12 protein-coding genes are annotated in these 15322 nt (G+C 47.1%); 7 read left to right on the top strand and 5 right to left on the bottom strand.

The window, feature by feature from the left end; translation table 11 throughout:
* The first annotated feature begins 2 nt into the window (after nucleotides 1-2).
* The 4 genes from rnr to trpS all read left to right on the top strand — a co-directional run bounded on the left by rnr (nucleotide 3) and on the right by trpS (nucleotide 5252).
* Nucleotides 3-2510 (top strand): ribonuclease R, encoded by a 2508-nt coding sequence (rnr, locus tag IJ23_RS19965; protein WP_017821742.1) that lies wholly within the window; start codon nucleotides 3-5, stop codon nucleotides 2508-2510.
* 67 nt (nucleotides 2511-2577) lie between these two features.
* Entirely contained in the window at nucleotides 2578-3321 is a 744-nt protein-coding gene (rlmB, locus tag IJ23_RS19960; RefSeq protein WP_005381395.1) for a 23S rRNA (guanosine(2251)-2'-O)-methyltransferase RlmB, read from the top strand.
* A 110-nt stretch (nucleotides 3322-3431) separates the two neighbouring features.
* A complete protein-coding gene (locus IJ23_RS19955; protein ID WP_033907173.1) occupies nucleotides 3432-4118 on the top strand; it encodes a phosphoglycolate phosphatase in 687 nt (228 codons plus the stop codon).
* A gap of 117 nt (nucleotides 4119-4235) precedes the next feature.
* A complete protein-coding gene (gene trpS / locus IJ23_RS19950; protein ID WP_005381398.1) occupies nucleotides 4236-5252 on the top strand; it encodes a tryptophan--tRNA ligase in 1017 nt (338 codons plus the stop codon).
* A 57-nt stretch (nucleotides 5253-5309) separates the two neighbouring features.
* Here the strand turns inward: trpS and IJ23_RS19945 are convergent, their stop codons facing one another.
* Nucleotides 5310-5684 carry a hypothetical protein gene (locus IJ23_RS19945; protein ID WP_005381401.1) on the bottom strand — a complete coding sequence of 125 codons (375 nt, stop codon included), beginning with the start codon at nucleotides 5682-5684 and terminating at the stop codon, nucleotides 5310-5312.
* A 543-nt stretch (nucleotides 5685-6227) separates the two neighbouring features.
* Here IJ23_RS19945 and IJ23_RS19940 point away from each other — a divergent pair.
* Together IJ23_RS19940 and IJ23_RS19935 are read left to right on the top strand one after the other, a co-directional pair.
* Entirely contained in the window at nucleotides 6228-9179 is a 2952-nt protein-coding gene (locus IJ23_RS19940) for an ExeM/NucH family extracellular endonuclease (protein ID WP_033907172.1), read from the top strand.
* Nucleotides 9180-9346: 167 nt separating this feature from the next.
* Nucleotides 9347-10261: a LysR family transcriptional regulator gene (locus IJ23_RS19935; protein ID WP_033907171.1), complete on the top strand. Its 915-nt coding sequence runs from the start codon at nucleotides 9347-9349 to the stop codon at nucleotides 10259-10261.
* A 6-nt stretch (nucleotides 10262-10267) separates the two neighbouring features.
* Here IJ23_RS19935 and IJ23_RS19930 read toward each other — a convergent pair whose 3' ends face one another.
* From IJ23_RS19930 to IJ23_RS19915, 4 genes are all read right to left on the bottom strand, one after another.
* Nucleotides 10268-11779 carry an AbgT family transporter gene (locus tag IJ23_RS19930; RefSeq protein WP_033907170.1) on the bottom strand — a complete coding sequence of 504 codons (1512 nt, stop codon included), beginning with the start codon at nucleotides 11777-11779 and terminating at the stop codon, nucleotides 10268-10270.
* 52 nt (nucleotides 11780-11831) lie between these two features.
* Entirely contained in the window at nucleotides 11832-13004 is a 1173-nt protein-coding gene (locus tag IJ23_RS19925; protein WP_033907168.1) for a M20 aminoacylase family protein, read from the bottom strand.
* A 147-nt stretch (nucleotides 13005-13151) separates the two neighbouring features.
* The gene (locus IJ23_RS19920; protein ID WP_033907167.1) at nucleotides 13152-13745 is read right to left on the bottom strand and encodes an NADPH-dependent FMN reductase; all 594 of its coding nucleotides are present in this window, start codon (nucleotides 13743-13745) and stop codon (nucleotides 13152-13154) included.
* A 39-nt stretch (nucleotides 13746-13784) separates the two neighbouring features.
* On the bottom strand, nucleotides 13785-14657 hold the full coding sequence (locus IJ23_RS19915; protein ID WP_033907166.1) for an EamA family transporter: 873 nt from the start codon (nucleotides 14655-14657) through the stop codon (nucleotides 13785-13787).
* 122 nt (nucleotides 14658-14779) lie between these two features.
* On the opposite strand from IJ23_RS19915, the gene IJ23_RS19910 reads away from it, so the two are divergent.
* A complete protein-coding gene (locus IJ23_RS19910) occupies nucleotides 14780-15259 on the top strand; it encodes a MarR family winged helix-turn-helix transcriptional regulator (RefSeq protein WP_033907165.1) in 480 nt (159 codons plus the stop codon).
* Nucleotides 15260-15322: the final 63 nt, after the last annotated feature.

The following is a 15322-nucleotide window of genomic DNA, read 5'->3' as shown; positions in this document are numbered from 1 at the left end:
CTATGTCAGACAATATTCCAAACGATCCTTTTGCAGATCGTGAATCCAAAAATTACGAAAATCCAATTCCAAGCCGAGAGTTTATCATCGAGTTTCTAGAGCAAGCGGGCGTTCCAATGAATCGTAACGACTTGTTTGAGGCACTAAAGCTTGAGGGCGAAGAGCAATACGAAGGGTTGCGTCGTCGGCTACGTGCGATGGAGCGAGATGGCCAACTGGTGTTTACCCGCCGTCAGTGCTATGCATTGCCTGAAAAACTTGAAATGGTGAAAGGTTACGTGATTGGTCATCGTGATGGCCATGGTTGGGTACGTCCAGAAGGCAGCGTCGGCAAGGATGATGATATTCTGTTACCGCACCATCAGATGAAGAACATCATCCACGGTGATTTTGTCTTAGTGCAACCTACAGATAACAGCAAGCGCGGCCGCCGTGAAGGACGTTTGGTGCGTGTGCTAGAGGAGCGTAATGATCAAATCGTCGGTCGTTTCTTCCTTGAATATGGATACTCCTACGTTGTCCCAGATGACTCGCGTATCAGCCAAGATATCCTGATCCCAAATGAGCACAAAGCGGGTGCACGAATGGGTAACGTAGTCGTAATTGAAATTACTGATCGTGGCTCACGCTCACGCGGCATGATGGGTAAAGTGGTTGAAGTCCTTGGTGAAAACATGGCACCAGGTATGGAAACACAAATTGCGATTCGTACACACCAAATCCCTCACGAATGGCCAGAAGCCGTCGATAAACAAATCGAAAACTTAGGCGAAGAAGTACCAGAAGAAGCGAAAGTTGGTCGTGTGGATCTACGTGATTTGCCACTAGTGACCATTGACGGCGAAGACGCACGAGACTTTGATGATGCCGTTTACTGTGAAAAGAACAAAGAAGGTGGTTGGCGTTTATGGGTAGCGATTGCTGACGTCAGTTACTACGTTCGTCCTGACTCTGCGTTGGACAAAGAAGCGATCAATCGTGGTAACTCAGTATATTTCCCGTCGCAAGTTGTGCCGATGTTGCCAGAAGTACTATCGAACGGCCTATGTTCGCTCAACCCGCAAGTAGATCGCTTGTGTATGGTGTGCGAAATGACCATTTCTGATACCGGTAAGCTGTCTGGTTACAAGCATTACGAGGCGGTGATGAACTCGCACGCTCGTCTCACATATAGCAAAGTGAGCGCGATTCTAGAAGGGGATGAAGAACTACGTGAGCGCTACCAGCCGCTTGTTTCTCATCTAGAAGAGTTGCACAAGATGTACAAAGTGCTGAAAGAAGCACGCGATCAACGCGGTGCAATCGAATTTGAAACCGTTGAAACCAAATTTATTTTCAATGCGGAACGTAAAATCGAAAGCATTGAGCCAGTAATTCGTAATGACGCGCATAAGATCATCGAAGAATGTATGATTTTAGCCAACATTGCTTCGGCATCGCTGGTAGAAAAAGCGAAAGAGCCCGCGCTTTATCGTATCCACGAATCTCCAGGTGAATTACGCCTGCAAGGTTTCCGTGACTTCTTAAGTGAACTTGGTCTTGAGCTAAAAGGTGGTTTAGAGCCTTCACCAACGGACTATGCTGATCTCGCACGTCAAATCTCCGGGCGTCAAGATCAAGAGTTGATTCAGACCATGCTGCTACGCTCAATGAAGCAAGCGGTATACAACGCAGATAACGCGGGGCACTTTGGGTTGGCATTGAAACGCTATGCACACTTTACGTCGCCAATTCGTCGTTACCCTGACTTGTTACTTCACCGTGCAATCAAGTATCTGATTGCTAAAGAAGAAGGTCGTAATCAAGATCGCTGGACACCAACAGGTGGCTATCATTACTCGTTTGACGACATGGATTTTTACGGCGAACAATGTTCGATGACAGAGCGCCGTGCTGATGATGCAACACGTGATGTTGCGGATTGGCTGAAGTGTGAATATATGCAAGACCACGTCGGTGACGAACTAGACGGTGTTATTGCTAATGTCACTAGCTTTGGCTTCTTTGTACGTTTAACGGATTTGCACATCGATGGTTTGGTACATATTTCTACCCTTGCGAACGACTACTATCAATTTGACCCGATTGGTCAACGACTTATTGGTGAAAGTTTCGGTAACATCTACCGCTTAGGTGATGCAGTAAAAGTAAAAGTACTGGCTGTTAACCTCGATGATAAGCAAATTGACTTTGAATTGGTCGAAACAAGTCGTAAGCTACGCGGCGAAGGTAAGACTGCGAAGAAACGCGCAGCGGAAGCAAAACGCAAAGCGAAAGATAAAAAACGCGCTGCGACTCGCTCTTCATCGAAAGAAGGTGGCGCGGCTCGTGCAGTTCCTGCGATAGAGCCAACTAAACGCCCAGAAGAAACGGGCGCAACGAGTAAGCGTAATGGCCCAAAACGTGGTGACGCCGAAGGCAACGAGAAGCCTAAAGTGAAAAAAGCACGTAAAAAGAAGCCGCACAGTAAGCCGAAGAAAACCAAGCGCACTAAAAAAGAAGCGCAGTAGGTTGAAGCGCCAACTTAGTTCAAACTTGGTTGGCGCAGGCAATACGACCAGAACAACAGGTTAAACAATGAGTAACGAATTTATCTACGGCATTCACGCAGTGAAGGCGGTATTGGAGCGCGAACCAGAGCGTTTTATCGAGGCGTACGTTTTAAAAGGTCGTCAAGATGATCGCCTAATGCCAATCCTAAATGATCTTCAGGTTTGTGGTGTTTCTATTCAGCAGATGACACGTAAAACCTTGGATGACAAAGCGCGCGGTGCAAATCACCAAGGCATCATCGCTCGTGTGAAACCAGCGAAGCAGCTGAATGAGAACGATATAGATGACATCCTGGCGCAGCACGAATCCCCACTGCTATTAGTGTTAGACGGAGTGACCGATCCACACAATCTTGGTGCGTGTTTACGTAACGCAGATGCGGCAGGTGCTGCGGCGATCATCGTACCGAAAGATCGTTCTGCGCCAATGAATGCGACGGTAAGTAAAGTCGCTTGTGGTGCAGCTGAAGTCGTGCCATTGATCCGAGTGACTAACTTGGCTCGTACTATGCGTACATTGCAAGAGAAAGGCATCTGGTTTGTTGGTACTGCGGGTGAAGCAACGCACGACATCTACCAAGCCAAACTGACTGGACCCCTTGCTATCGTAATGGGGGCAGAAGGTGACGGTATGCGTCGTCTGACTCGTGAAACCTGCGACGATTTGATTAAGATCCCAATGGCTGGTAGCGTTTCAAGCTTGAACGTATCTGTAGCATCCGGCATCTGTTTGTTTGAGGCAGTTCGTCAGCGTATTGCTGCAAAGTAACGACGAAACAAACAGTTACTGTAGAATCAGACATAATGATAAAAACAAAGGATGGGGTGCCATCCTTTGTCGTTTTCACCGATTTATAAATAAAAATCCTCAGGGAAGTTATGACTCAACAAGACATTAAATTCATCGCTTTCGATCTAGATGGTACTTTGCTTGATAGCGTGCCAGATCTAGCTGTCGCGGCAGACCAAGCAGTACAGGCGCTTGGCTTTCCATCGGTTTCAGAAGAACAAGTTCGTGATTACGTGGGTAACGGTGCAGACGTGCTTATTGGTCGCTCACTAAGCCAAAGCCTGACCATCCACCCGGAGCTGAGTGAAGAGCTTCGTGCTAAAGCGCGTGTATTGTTTGATGATTACTACGAGCAAAGCGGTCACAAGCTAAGTCATCTTTACCCAACGGTAAAAGAGACACTAGCAGAGCTGCACAAAGCGGGCTTTGTTATGGCGTTGGTGACTAACAAACCTTCAAAGTTTGTGCCTGACGTTTTGGAAAAGCACGACATCGCAAAATACTTCGTTGATGTCCTTGGCGGTGATGCATTCTCAGAGAAAAAACCAAACCCAGTCGCACTGAATTGGCTGATGGAAAAACACCAAATCCAACCTAGTGAAATGCTGATGGTTGGCGACTCGAAAAACGACATTCTTGCAGCGAAGAACGCAGGTTGCGCCTCATTTGGTCTGACATATGGTTACAACCACGGTGAACCTATTTCTGCATCAAATCCAGATTTCGTCGCTGACAGTTTGGCAGAATTATTGGACGTTGTAGCGGTTTCTGCATAACGGCTACAAAAGAGCTTCCAAAATACTCGTTAATGAGTACACTGAGTAAACCGTGCACCTATTACTGCACGGTTTTTTTTCATTTAATTAGATTAAGAAGTCAAAGGAATCATTCTAATGAGCAAACCCATTGTATTGAGTGGTGTTCAACCTTCAGGTGAACTAAGTATCGGTAACTACTTGGGTGCTCTACGTCAATGGCAGCAGATGCAAGACGATTATGATTGCCAATATTGTGTGGTAGACCTTCACGCGATTACGGTTCGTCAGGACCCTAAAGCGCTGCATGAAGCAACTCTAGACGCACTGGCAATTTGTCTGGCAGTTGGTGTTGACCCGAAGAAGAGCACGCTATTTGTTCAGTCACATGTACCAGAGCATGCTCAATTAGGTTGGCTTCTTAACTGCTACACTCAAATGGGTGAGCTGAGCCGTATGACTCAGTTTAAAGACAAATCGGCACGTTACGCGAATGACGTAAACGTCGGTCTATTTGACTACCCGGTGTTGATGGCGGCTGACATTTTGCTTTACGGTGCACACCAAGTACCTGTAGGCAGTGACCAGAAGCAACATCTAGAATTAGCGCGCGATATCGCAACGCGTTTCAACAATATTTACTCGCCAGAGCAGCCAATCTTCCAAGTTCCAGAGCCTTACATTCCGACAGTAAATGCGCGTGTAATGAGCCTTCAAGACGCAACGAAGAAGATGTCTAAATCTGATGACAACCGTAAGAACGTTATCACGCTGCTGGAAGAGCCTAAGTCGATCCTTAAGAAGATCAACAAAGCGCAAACCGATACCGAAACGCCACCAAGTATCCGTCATGATATCGAGAACAAGGCGGGCATTGCTAACCTAATGGGTCTGTACTCCGCGGCGACAGGCATGAGCTTCGAAGAGATTGAAGCGAAGTACCAAGGCGTAGAAATGTATGGCCCATTTAAGAAAGATGTTGGTGAGGCAGTTGTAGCAATGCTTGAGCCAATTCAAGCAGAATATCACCGTATTCGCGCTGATCGTGCTTACATGGACGAGGTAATGCAGCAAGGCGCTGAGAAAGCCTCGGCACGAGCGGCTGAAACGCTTAAGAAAGCATACGAAGCAGTAGGTTTTGTAGCTCGCCCATAGTTGCTAAGAACGAATACGAAAAAGCTCCACTTTGGTGGAGCTTTTTTTATGCCTGTATTACTGAAATGGTGTGTCTTTCATACAGCGTTCCATGTCGTAATATTCAACACGTCCTCGAGCCCCTAGAAAGGCAGACTTCACAACCATGCCTCTATCAATGAAGTAACTAAGCTGTACGCATGATATATCGTAGCTGAGTTCTTTAATTCTCGCTGGAATCCAGTAGGTTCCTGGCGTTCTTAGACGCTGAGTAAAGGTAATAACACCCTCGTCACTGACTTCTAGCTCTTCAATACCATCCAGTTCATTTTTGGCTGATTCGATGATGTCTTGATTCGCCGTAGGTTGAAGTGGCTCACTGGCGGTCAACTGACACCCCGCTATCAAGCCAAGTAGGGAGAGAGCTAGCACACTGCGTTGAATTTTTTTCATTTGTCGTTCCTGGGTTTACAGCTAATGAGATCTTATTGTCTCGCGCAGGTGTTATATCTTTTGTGTATGTTTTTGGCTAGTGAGTAATGAAAAGTTATTGAATAAATCATGAAAACTTTGAAGTATGAGGGGCCTGTATAAGAGAGAACGAAGCGAGTAATAGATTCTTGGGCTTGAACAGTGATACAAGTGAAAATTAAAGCATTCTAAATTAGTGACTAATTATATTTTTTATTTGTAACGGAACGGTTGGGTTAATAAGCCACTCAACAAGTGATGTATTTTCTACTCCTTAACATGAAGTGAAAAAGTAAACTGAGTAATCAATCTAAATTCTGACTTGTTTATCAATAGCGCTCTGTATTTATTACAAAAAATGTTTGAATGGGATGCTCTGGCATATTTTATTATATTCACATGTGATTCATTTCACGGCTTTAATTACTCATTCTTATTTATTTCATAAATAAACCTGATAGTAGACGCAAATGGCAGGCTCTAACCAGAGCTAAGTTTGCATTTACATAAATATCAGGTATGACAATGGACACGTTAATCAAACCCTCAATACTCGCATTAACCATCGCCAGTGCACTTAGTGCAAACGCGAACGCAGAGATTATTATTTCCCAATACGTAGAAGGCGGCGCTTATAATAAAGCGGTAGAGATCGCTAATACGGGTGATACTGCGGTGACACTCACTGGCTACGAGTTGGCGAAATCATCAAACGGTGGTGGTACTTGGGGTAGCACATTCGACCTTAGCCAAGTGACGCTACAAGCTAACCAAGTGTATGTACTGGCGCATGGTGACGCGAGCGATACCATCAAAGCTGTCTCGGATATCACAGATAAAAGCGTTGCGAACTTTAACGGTGACGACCCGATCGCACTGCTTAAAGATGGTGAAGTGCACGACATCATCGGTGTGATGGGTGACGTAGATTTTGGTAAAGACACCACATTAGTTCGTAACAGTGATGCACTAACCCCTTCTGCTACTTATGATGCATCTCAGTGGACGGCATTTGAGAAAGACAACATTGACGGCCTTGGTGAGCTAAATGCGACTGAGCCACCAGCACCATTCGCTTGTGAAGTCGACGGTCAGCAACCTAACTTCACTACCATCCAAGATATTCAAGGTGAAGGCGATACGTCTCCATTCATTGATGGTTACCCATACATTACTGACGAAGATCATTTCGTAACGGGTGTCGTGACTGCTGTTACCACTGGCCTAACCAAAGGTTTCTACCTACAAGCATTAGAAAGCGACAACAACGACAAGACCTCAGAAGGCTTGTTCATTCATACTGACGCGGCAGACACGGCGCTGAAAGCTGGTGATGTTGTTTGTGTGAAAGGTAAAGTTCAAGAGTATTACAGCAATACTCAGCTTGCTTCTGATGCTAACAGCTATGTGAAAACAGGCATCTCTGAAACCCCTCGAGTTACCGATCTTGTTATCAAAGAAGGTGAGACACTACGTGATGCGCTTGAGCGTCATGAAGGGATGCAAGTTGAGTTAACCTCGGCAAGTGACTTGTTTGTAACTCGAAACTTCTCTTACGACTACGATTCACGTCGTAACAATATGATGCTCTCTCATGAAGCGCCATTGTTAAAGCCGACTCAATTACACGCGGCAGAGAGCGATGCAGCCGTTGAGCTAGCAAAAGACAACGCAGCGAACCGCGTATACTTAGAATCAGATGGCAAAGCACCAAACGGACAAATCCCATACTACCCAGATTTTGCTAAAGATGCAGACCAAGATGGCTCTTCAGAGCAGCACATTCGCCTTGGTTCTCGAGTAGAAGGTCTTCAGGGTGTCGTGGCTTACAGCTACAACGAATACCGCCTGATTGCGACCAATGAAGTCGATAACACCAACTTTGTGACTTCAGGTGAAGGCTTCGATGTGGCTCGTAAAGATGCCCCAGCGATTGCGGACTCAGATTTGCGTATTGCAAGCTTCAACGTACTGAACTACTTCAACTCCGTGGCTGACAGTGGTCATGAAAACCCAACCGGACAAAACCGCGGTGCGACTAATCTAGACGAATTCCTGATCCAGCAAGCGAAAATCGTTGCGGCGATGAACAAGATGGACGCAGACGTTATTGGTTTGATGGAAGTGGAAAACAACGGCTTTGGTGATGGCAGTGCTATCCAAAACTTAGTTGATGCCCTAAATGCTGAGATTGATGACGCTGAAGATCATTACACGTATGTCGAAATCGAAGAGCAAGACAAATACCAAGACGAATACTTTGGCAGTGATGCGATCATGGTGGCGATTTTATATCGTGCTAACGCAGTAACGCCAAAAGACGCTGCAAAAGTGATCATCACGCCAGAGCAGCACATCGAAGAAAACACCATTACGCGTAATGACGGTGCGGAAGGCAACCCAGCTTACGACAAATACCAACGTCATAGCTTGCTACAAACCTTCACGGTGAAAGAGACAGGTAAAGATCTGTCTGTTGTTGTTAACCACTTCAAATCGAAAGGTTCTGAATGTATTGAAGAGTGGATTGCGGGCGTAGAAGATTCTGAGCCAGCGGATCTGCAAGGCAACTGTAACAACTTCCGTGTTTCTGCTGCTAACGTTGTGGGTGATGCTCTGAAAGGCATTGAAGGTGACGTGCTAGTAATGGGCGACCTGAACGCCTACGGCATGGAAGATCCTCTGCTTACACTGACTGATTACTCGAAAGAGAAATACGGCCGTGACATTTATACTGCTGCTTACACAACCATTGGTGATGGTGAACTTCAAGTAGAGAAGACCAAAATTGAAAAAGGTTACGGTCTGCACAACTTAAACACGTTGCTGCACGGCACTGATACGTTTTCTTACACCTATTCGGGCGAGCTGGGTAATTTGGACCACGCATTGGCAAGCAGCAGCCTAGCGCAAAAAGTGGTAGCAATTGAAGATTGGCACATCAACTCACTAGAGAGTAACTTGTTCGAATACAGCAGCAAGTACACAGGTGATATGCCGAAGTACAAAGATGCGTTCTCTGCCTCTGACCACGATCCAGTGATCATCGCGATTGATTTACCAGATACAGATATCGATCTACCAAGCTCAGGTGAAAACCTAGCAGTGGAAGTTCGTCTACCACCAAACGCAGTTGTCGGTGATATCGTGACGGTAAGCCTAACGGAAGCAACTCAAGCGGCGTCGTCAACGTCTGATACTGATGGTTACGAAGCGAGTGCAACTCTGACACAAACAGACATTGATGCTCGTAGCGTGAGTGTGGAATTCGACAAAGCACCAACGGAAGGTCAGTACGTTCTAGAAGAGAAAGTGACAGATTCTACCGGTAACACGGTTAAGTTCAGTGATTCTCGCGATGTTACGCTAGAGCCGTCGAGCACTAACCCATCAGACGATGATGATGATGGTGGTTCATTTGGCTTTGGCGCGCTATTTGCGCTGCTAGGTCTCGGCTTATTCCGCCGTCGCCGCTAAGCGAATTTACTTCCTGACAAACAGTTCCTAAATAGCTGTAAAGACCAAAGGCCAGCCTATGCTGGCCTTTATGTTCAGAAAAAATATAGAAATGGATAATCATATTGACGTATTAGTTACCAAGTTTGGGTATACTTTTTCAGCAGAGCAAAGGGTGAGACTACTAAATGGACATTAGCTATCGTCAGCTCAAAGCTTTTATCGCCTTGGCTGAGGAACAAAATTTTACTTATGCCGCTGAAAAGGTGCACATCACCCAGTCTGCGTTGAGCCAGATGATGAAAAAGCTGACCCAGCAACTTGCCAGCGAACTCTATCAGCGCCAAGGCAGGAAAATCATACTCACCGAAGCGGGCGAGCAGTTGTATCAGGAAGCGCGATTTATCGTTAATCGCTTGGATAAACTAGTTCAGCAAAACAAAGACCGCCAGCACGGCTACAACAAGTCGCTGGTGGTTTCGTCGCTATATACGTTGTGTGCATCCTTAGCGCCGAAAACCCTCAATGACCTGAAAAAGCGCTATCCAGATTTTACTTTTCGCTTAATTGAAGAACGGGTTGATGACATTACCCATTCAGTACTACAAGGGCAGGCAGACATCGGCATCAACACCAATCCGAATCACCCAGAATTGAACTTTGATTTACTGTTTCGCGATTACCTGTGCTTTGTTTGCCGGCAAGACCATCCGCTCGCCGAGCATAAGCAAGTCAGTTGGGAACAAGCGCATCAATACGCGTCGATTGGTGTCAGCCCCGGGAACAGTTTACGCACACTTGCCGACGAAGCGTTTCAACGCATTGGTTTAACCTATGATCCGGAGTTGAGCGCTTCGCATACCTCAACGCTATTAGGGATGATTTCCAGCGGACTAGGTTCGACGATTCTGTCTTCCACTATCGGTGAGTTGAGCAACAACGTGGAAGTTCGCTTTATTCCGATTGTTCAACCGGTTCAGTACCGCTCAGTAGGGCTCATTACACGTAAAGAAACTCATCGAGAGTTAGTCGATGAGTTCAGTTTGATTTTGAAAAAGCATGTCAGCGACTGGGGCTTTGCTGAGTTTATCCCCAGTCGTTAAGCGACGTTACATTGGCCCGACGGGTAAACCTGTCAGCATGTAAATCAGGAATAGCCCGCCCCAAACACTAAATAGCACCAGAGCGTATGGCACCATCATCGCGAGGAAAGTACCAAATTTCACTTGCGGATTATATTTGGCGATCAGCGCCAGTACCATCGGAATATATGGATTGGTCGGTGAAATGATGTTGGTAGTGGAGTCGGCAATACGATAGCCCATTTGCGTAATTTGCGGGTCTACGCCAAGTAACATAAAGAGTGGGATAAATACCGGGGCCATGATCGCCCATTGCGCCGAACCACTAAACACAATCATGTTCATCACGCCAGCAAGCATCATAAACAGCGCCATCATCGCCAGCTTTGGCATCTCGACAGACGAAATCCATTCCGCACCATTCACCGCAATAAAGATAGCTAAATTAGACCACTTAAACCAAGCAATGAACTGGGCAATCACAAATACCAAGACAATGTAGCCGCCAACGCCCTTGAGCGCTTTGGACATCAAGTCAGGAATATCACTGGCTTGTTTGATCGTACCCGCTTTGACGCCGTAAACCACCGCATTCATAAAGAAGAATGCCATGATGATCGGGATAATCCCTTTTAGGAAAGGTGAAGGTACCAAACCGCCGTCTGCATTACGTAGAGGTGAATCGGCTGGCAGCAGGGCGGCCAAAAGCAAAGCGATAAACACCAAAGACGCTGCTCCAGCCCATTTCAACGCACTCTTTTGCTTAGTGGTAATTTCAAAAGACGGTTCACTATCGGCGTGGTTGGTTGTCACTTTATGCGCGAATTTAGGCTCGATGTATTTGTCGGTGATGAGCGTCCCTGTGACGACTAAAATCGGAACGGAAAGCAACATAAAGTACCAGTTTGCTGCCGGGCTAACTTCGACGTGTTCAACGATGGCAGACGCTTCGGTTGAAATACCGGAAAGTAATACATCGGTGCCAGCAATGAATAGGTTGGCGGTAAACCCAGCCGCGACCGCGACAAAACCTGCGGCGATGCCGACAATTGGGTTGCGGTTGGTTGCCGCAAAAATCAGACCTGCGAGAGGGGGAACCAAAATGAACGCAGCGTCTGAGGCGAGGTTACCGATGATACCAGTGACGAAAATCGACGCGGTGACAAACTGACGCGGCGCGTTGAGCAATGATTGCTTGATTGCACTGTCGGCCAAGCCTACTTCTTGCAATAGCCCCACCGCTAGCATCATACATAAGACCAATCCGAGTGGTTTAAACGAGACGAAGTTGTTCACCGTCGATTGCAGGATATAAACCAGACCTTCGCCGCTGATCAGGCTCTTAACGTGCACCACTTCACCCGTAGACGGATGGGTCACGCCGCCGCCGATAAACGAGAATAGCCAAGAGAGCAACATGACGCTGAAGCAGAGGAAGATAAATAGATAGAAGGGATGAGGGACTTTATCGCCCAGTCGCTCAATGCGGTCGATCATCGACGCGCCTGAACTCGATTTTTGCGTAATTGCAGTCGACATTGTTAGAACACTCCTTTGTGTAAAGAGGGGAGTCACTTCCCCTCATTTGTTGTTATTGCTGTTCAATCAAATTGATAAAGTAAGCCGCGCCAATCGGCAGCAGCCGATCGTTAAAGTCGTAGGCTTTGTTGTGCAGGCCAACGCTGCATCCTTGCTCCTCAGTGCCGTTGCCGATAAAGCCGTAGCAACCTGGTACTTTGTTGAGGAAAAAGGCGAAGTCTTCACTGGTCAGCATCGCTTCGCAGCTTGGGTTAACGTGCTCAGCACCAACGGTTTGAGTCGCTGCGGTGATCGCCCGTTGAGTTTCGTTTTCGGTGTTAACCGTCGGTGGGTGAGAAATTGGTCCGAGTTTAAATTCTGCTTGCATCCCGTGCGCCTTGGCGCTGTGAGCTACTAGTTGCTCGAGTCGTTCAACCAAGCTATCTCGTGTTTGTTGAGACAAAGTACGGAACGTACCGCTCATATGAGCTTGGTCGGCGATGGCGTTGGTTGTTTCTCCACAATGCAGTTGTGTGACCGAAACCACTAGTGGATCAAACGGGTCGTAGTTGCGGCTGACCATGCCTTGAATACCTTGGTAAATATGGGTCGCGACAAGTAATGGATCTTGGGTTGTGTGTGGTAAGCCAGCATGACCACTTTTTCCGTCGACAGTGACAAACAGACGGTCAGAGCTCGCCATTATTGGCCCCGTCTTAAATGCGAAATGCCCTTCAGGAATGCCCGGCATATTGTGCAGAGCGTAGCATTCGTCGATCGGGAAGCGCTCTAACACGCCGTCGGTGATCATGGTCTCGGCGCCACCGCGACCTTCTTCTGCCGGTTGGAATATCAGCACCGCTTTGCCTGCAAAGTTACGCGACTGGGCCAAGTAGCGCGCAGCGAGTAGCAACATAGTGGTGTGACCGTCATGGCCACAAGCGTGCATTTTACCGTCGTGGCACGAACGGTGGGCAAATGTGTTGGCTTCATGGATGGGTAGAGCGTCCATGTCGGCGCGAAGACCGATGCTCTTTCCGTCCCCGAGCGAGCCGTGAATCACACCCACCACGCCCGTTTTGGCGAAATCAGTACAGATTTCATCGACGCCGTACTTTTCGAGCTCGGCAACCACTAACGCTTGAGTGTTATTTTCTTCAAAACCTAATTCTGGTTGTTTATGAATGGCATGACGGATACTAATCGCGTCGGCTAACCAAGGTTCTAAGACTTCAATAATGTTCATACATCTCCCCTTTAATTGAGAATGATTTAACACTATTGAAACAATTCAAACAAACCGGATTACTACTGAAACTATTAGCGTTGCTAATAGTTGCTTGGAGAGAGGTTAAACTAAAAGCCGCCCAATACTGAGCGGCTTGAATGACGATTACATCCCATAGGTAAATGGTTTACCGATCGGCAGCATGTCCTGATGCACTGGTGCTAATGCGCTCGCGTAGCAGCTGAGTAGTTTCAAGGTGTATTGAGTGCGAGCAACAAAATCACTGTCATCGCTATTCGCATCTTGATCGATGAGTTTATCGCTGTTGCGCACAATGAGGTGGTCAGGCAAAAAGCACACGTGGTTATTTTTGCTGCCGGTCATGCGCAATTCGCTGATCGGGTAAACACCGTTGATACTCACGCTGACACTCACCAATAGTGCTGGTTTATGTGCCAGTTCGTTTGCGGTCGTCAGTAATAGGAAGTTTTTCAGCGCTGGGGTTGCCATCCCGTGCCATTCCGGTGTGATAAAGACAAACGCGTCAGACTCTTTCAGTTTTTGCGCGATTGGTGTCCAAACATCCCACTCTTGGCTACCTTGCCAAACGCCTTCATTCCAAAATGGCAGGTTCAGCTCATGCAGATCGAGGATCTCCACTTGGTCGAATTCTTGCAAACCGTGCTGTTTGAGAAAACGAGCCACTTTGAGACTTTGTGAATTTACCCTTTGGCTGCCAGATACAATCGTTAGTTTCATAATCATTTCCTTTTTAATTTAATATCTTGTTTATTGGTGTTATGCATTTGCAGTTTTAGGACTATGGGAGGCCAAAAAGATCGAAATCAGTATTGCTCCTGCACCTAACAATTGCAGTGGTGTGAGTATTTCATCTAAAAATATGTAGCCCAACACGCTCGCCGAGACGCTACTCAGAAATCCTAGAAACGCGACGTTTGTTGCAGGAAGACGCTCGATTCCTTTAAACCACAGTGCGTAAGCGAGTACGGCGCCCACTATGGTTAGGTAGCTGTATCCGGCCAAGTTTTTCAGTGAAATGGTGTCTGGTAGACCTTCAAACCATAGCGCTGCAGGTAATAAAAGGATGCCTCCGACAAGGAGTTGCCAGCCAGTGAACGCCAATGTCGACATATTCTCCGGACGTCCCCAGTATTTGGTGAGCACCACGCCACTTGCCATGCTTAATGTACCTAGTACCGCCAGAACAATTCCTTGCGCGCTGATCTGCACCGTTTCGTTGATGACGATAAGCGCTACACCAAGCACCCCGAAGATTGCTGCGATGCAGTGGCTCAAAGCGATCTTACTTTTTAATACCAGCCCACTGAGCAGCATCACTATGATCGGCTGGCTCGACATGACCAGTGCCGCGGTTCCTCCAGGTAGGTAACTTGCAGCAAAAAACAGGCAGTAAAAGAACAGTCCGATGTTGAGCACTCCAAGGCATGCGAGTTTTCCCCACCATTGCTGGTTCGGAAAGCACCGCGTATAAGCGATGAGTAATAATCCCGCCGGAAGTGCGCGTATCGCAGACGCGAGTAGGGGACTATCTGCGGGTAGCAACTCAGTAGTGACGATGTAGGTGCTGCCCCAAACGATGGGAGCAATCGCGGTGAGCAGTATTGCTTGAATCCTTTCTGCGTTGGTCATGATACCTCCTGAAAAAGTATCTTTTGTGAAAGATTGTTTTTTAAAAGTAATGGCGTTTTTTCTTTTGGTCAAGTATCTTTTTGAAAAGATTTTTAGTTAGTGATGATAATGGGGATGATGTAATGGACGGTGTAGATAAGATTCTTCAGCAGTGGCAGCAAGCACGACCTGACTTAGATTGTTCTTCGATGGGCGTGGTTGGGCGCATTCGTCGCGCGGCAAACTTCTGGGAACAGGTCCATGGCCAAGTGTGCGGTGATGCTGGGATCAGCGCAATTGAGTTCGATATTCTGGCCACGCTAAGACGTAGCATAGACCCCGTCACGCCGACAACGTTGTACAAAACGTTGATGATTTCGTCTGGTGCAGTGAGTACACGCTTAGAAGGCTTGGTACAAAAAGGTTGGGTGCACCGCGTAGCGAGCGAAAGCGACCGCAGAAGTAATCGAGTGACATTGACGGAAGACGGTGTTGCCTTTTTAGATCAGGTGCTTGAAGCGCATGTCGCGAGCATGGAACAGCACTTAACTTGTCTCGACTCTGAAGAAAGAAATGCGTTGGAAAGCCTGCTGAGTAAGTTCCTGCAAGCCGAGGTGGAATAACTGATCGTACTTGCGTTTAGATAAAAAGGCGGCACAATACTCGCTTTCAGGTTTCCACGATGT

This window comes from Vibrio sp. OY15, assembly GCF_000742455.1.
GTDB lineage: Bacteria > Pseudomonadota > Gammaproteobacteria > Enterobacterales > Vibrionaceae > Vibrio > Vibrio alginolyticus.
Note: the sequence above shows the minus strand (reverse complement) of the source record. Positions and strands in the feature narration are given on the sequence as shown.

What these genes read in the sequence shown, in the direction of transcription:
- rnr (WP_017821742.1), top strand. Translation starts at nt 3, where the DNA reads ATGTCAGACAATATTCCAAACGATCCTTTTGCAGATCGTGAATCCAAA.
- rlmB (WP_005381395.1), top strand. Translation starts at nt 2,578, where the DNA reads ATGAGTAACGAATTTATCTACGGCATTCACGCAGTGAAGGCGGTATTG.
- IJ23_RS19955 (WP_033907173.1), top strand. Translation starts at nt 3,432, where the DNA reads ATGACTCAACAAGACATTAAATTCATCGCTTTCGATCTAGATGGTACT.
- trpS (WP_005381398.1), top strand. Translation starts at nt 4,236, where the DNA reads ATGAGCAAACCCATTGTATTGAGTGGTGTTCAACCTTCAGGTGAACTA.
- IJ23_RS19945 (WP_005381401.1), bottom strand. Translation starts at nt 5,684, where the DNA reads ATGAAAAAAATTCAACGCAGTGTGCTAGCTCTCTCCCTACTTGGCTTG.
- IJ23_RS19940 (WP_033907172.1), top strand. Translation starts at nt 6,228, where the DNA reads ATGGACACGTTAATCAAACCCTCAATACTCGCATTAACCATCGCCAGT.
- IJ23_RS19935 (WP_033907171.1), top strand. Translation starts at nt 9,347, where the DNA reads ATGGACATTAGCTATCGTCAGCTCAAAGCTTTTATCGCCTTGGCTGAG.
- IJ23_RS19930 (WP_033907170.1), bottom strand. Translation starts at nt 11,779, where the DNA reads ATGTCGACTGCAATTACGCAAAAATCGAGTTCAGGCGCGTCGATGATC.
- IJ23_RS19925 (WP_033907168.1), bottom strand. Translation starts at nt 13,004, where the DNA reads ATGAACATTATTGAAGTCTTAGAACCTTGGTTAGCCGACGCGATTAGT.
- IJ23_RS19920 (WP_033907167.1), bottom strand. Translation starts at nt 13,745, where the DNA reads ATGAAACTAACGATTGTATCTGGCAGCCAAAGGGTAAATTCACAAAGT.
- IJ23_RS19915 (WP_033907166.1), bottom strand. Translation starts at nt 14,657, where the DNA reads ATGACCAACGCAGAAAGGATTCAAGCAATACTGCTCACCGCGATTGCT.
- IJ23_RS19910 (WP_033907165.1), top strand. Translation starts at nt 14,780, where the DNA reads ATGGACGGTGTAGATAAGATTCTTCAGCAGTGGCAGCAAGCACGACCT.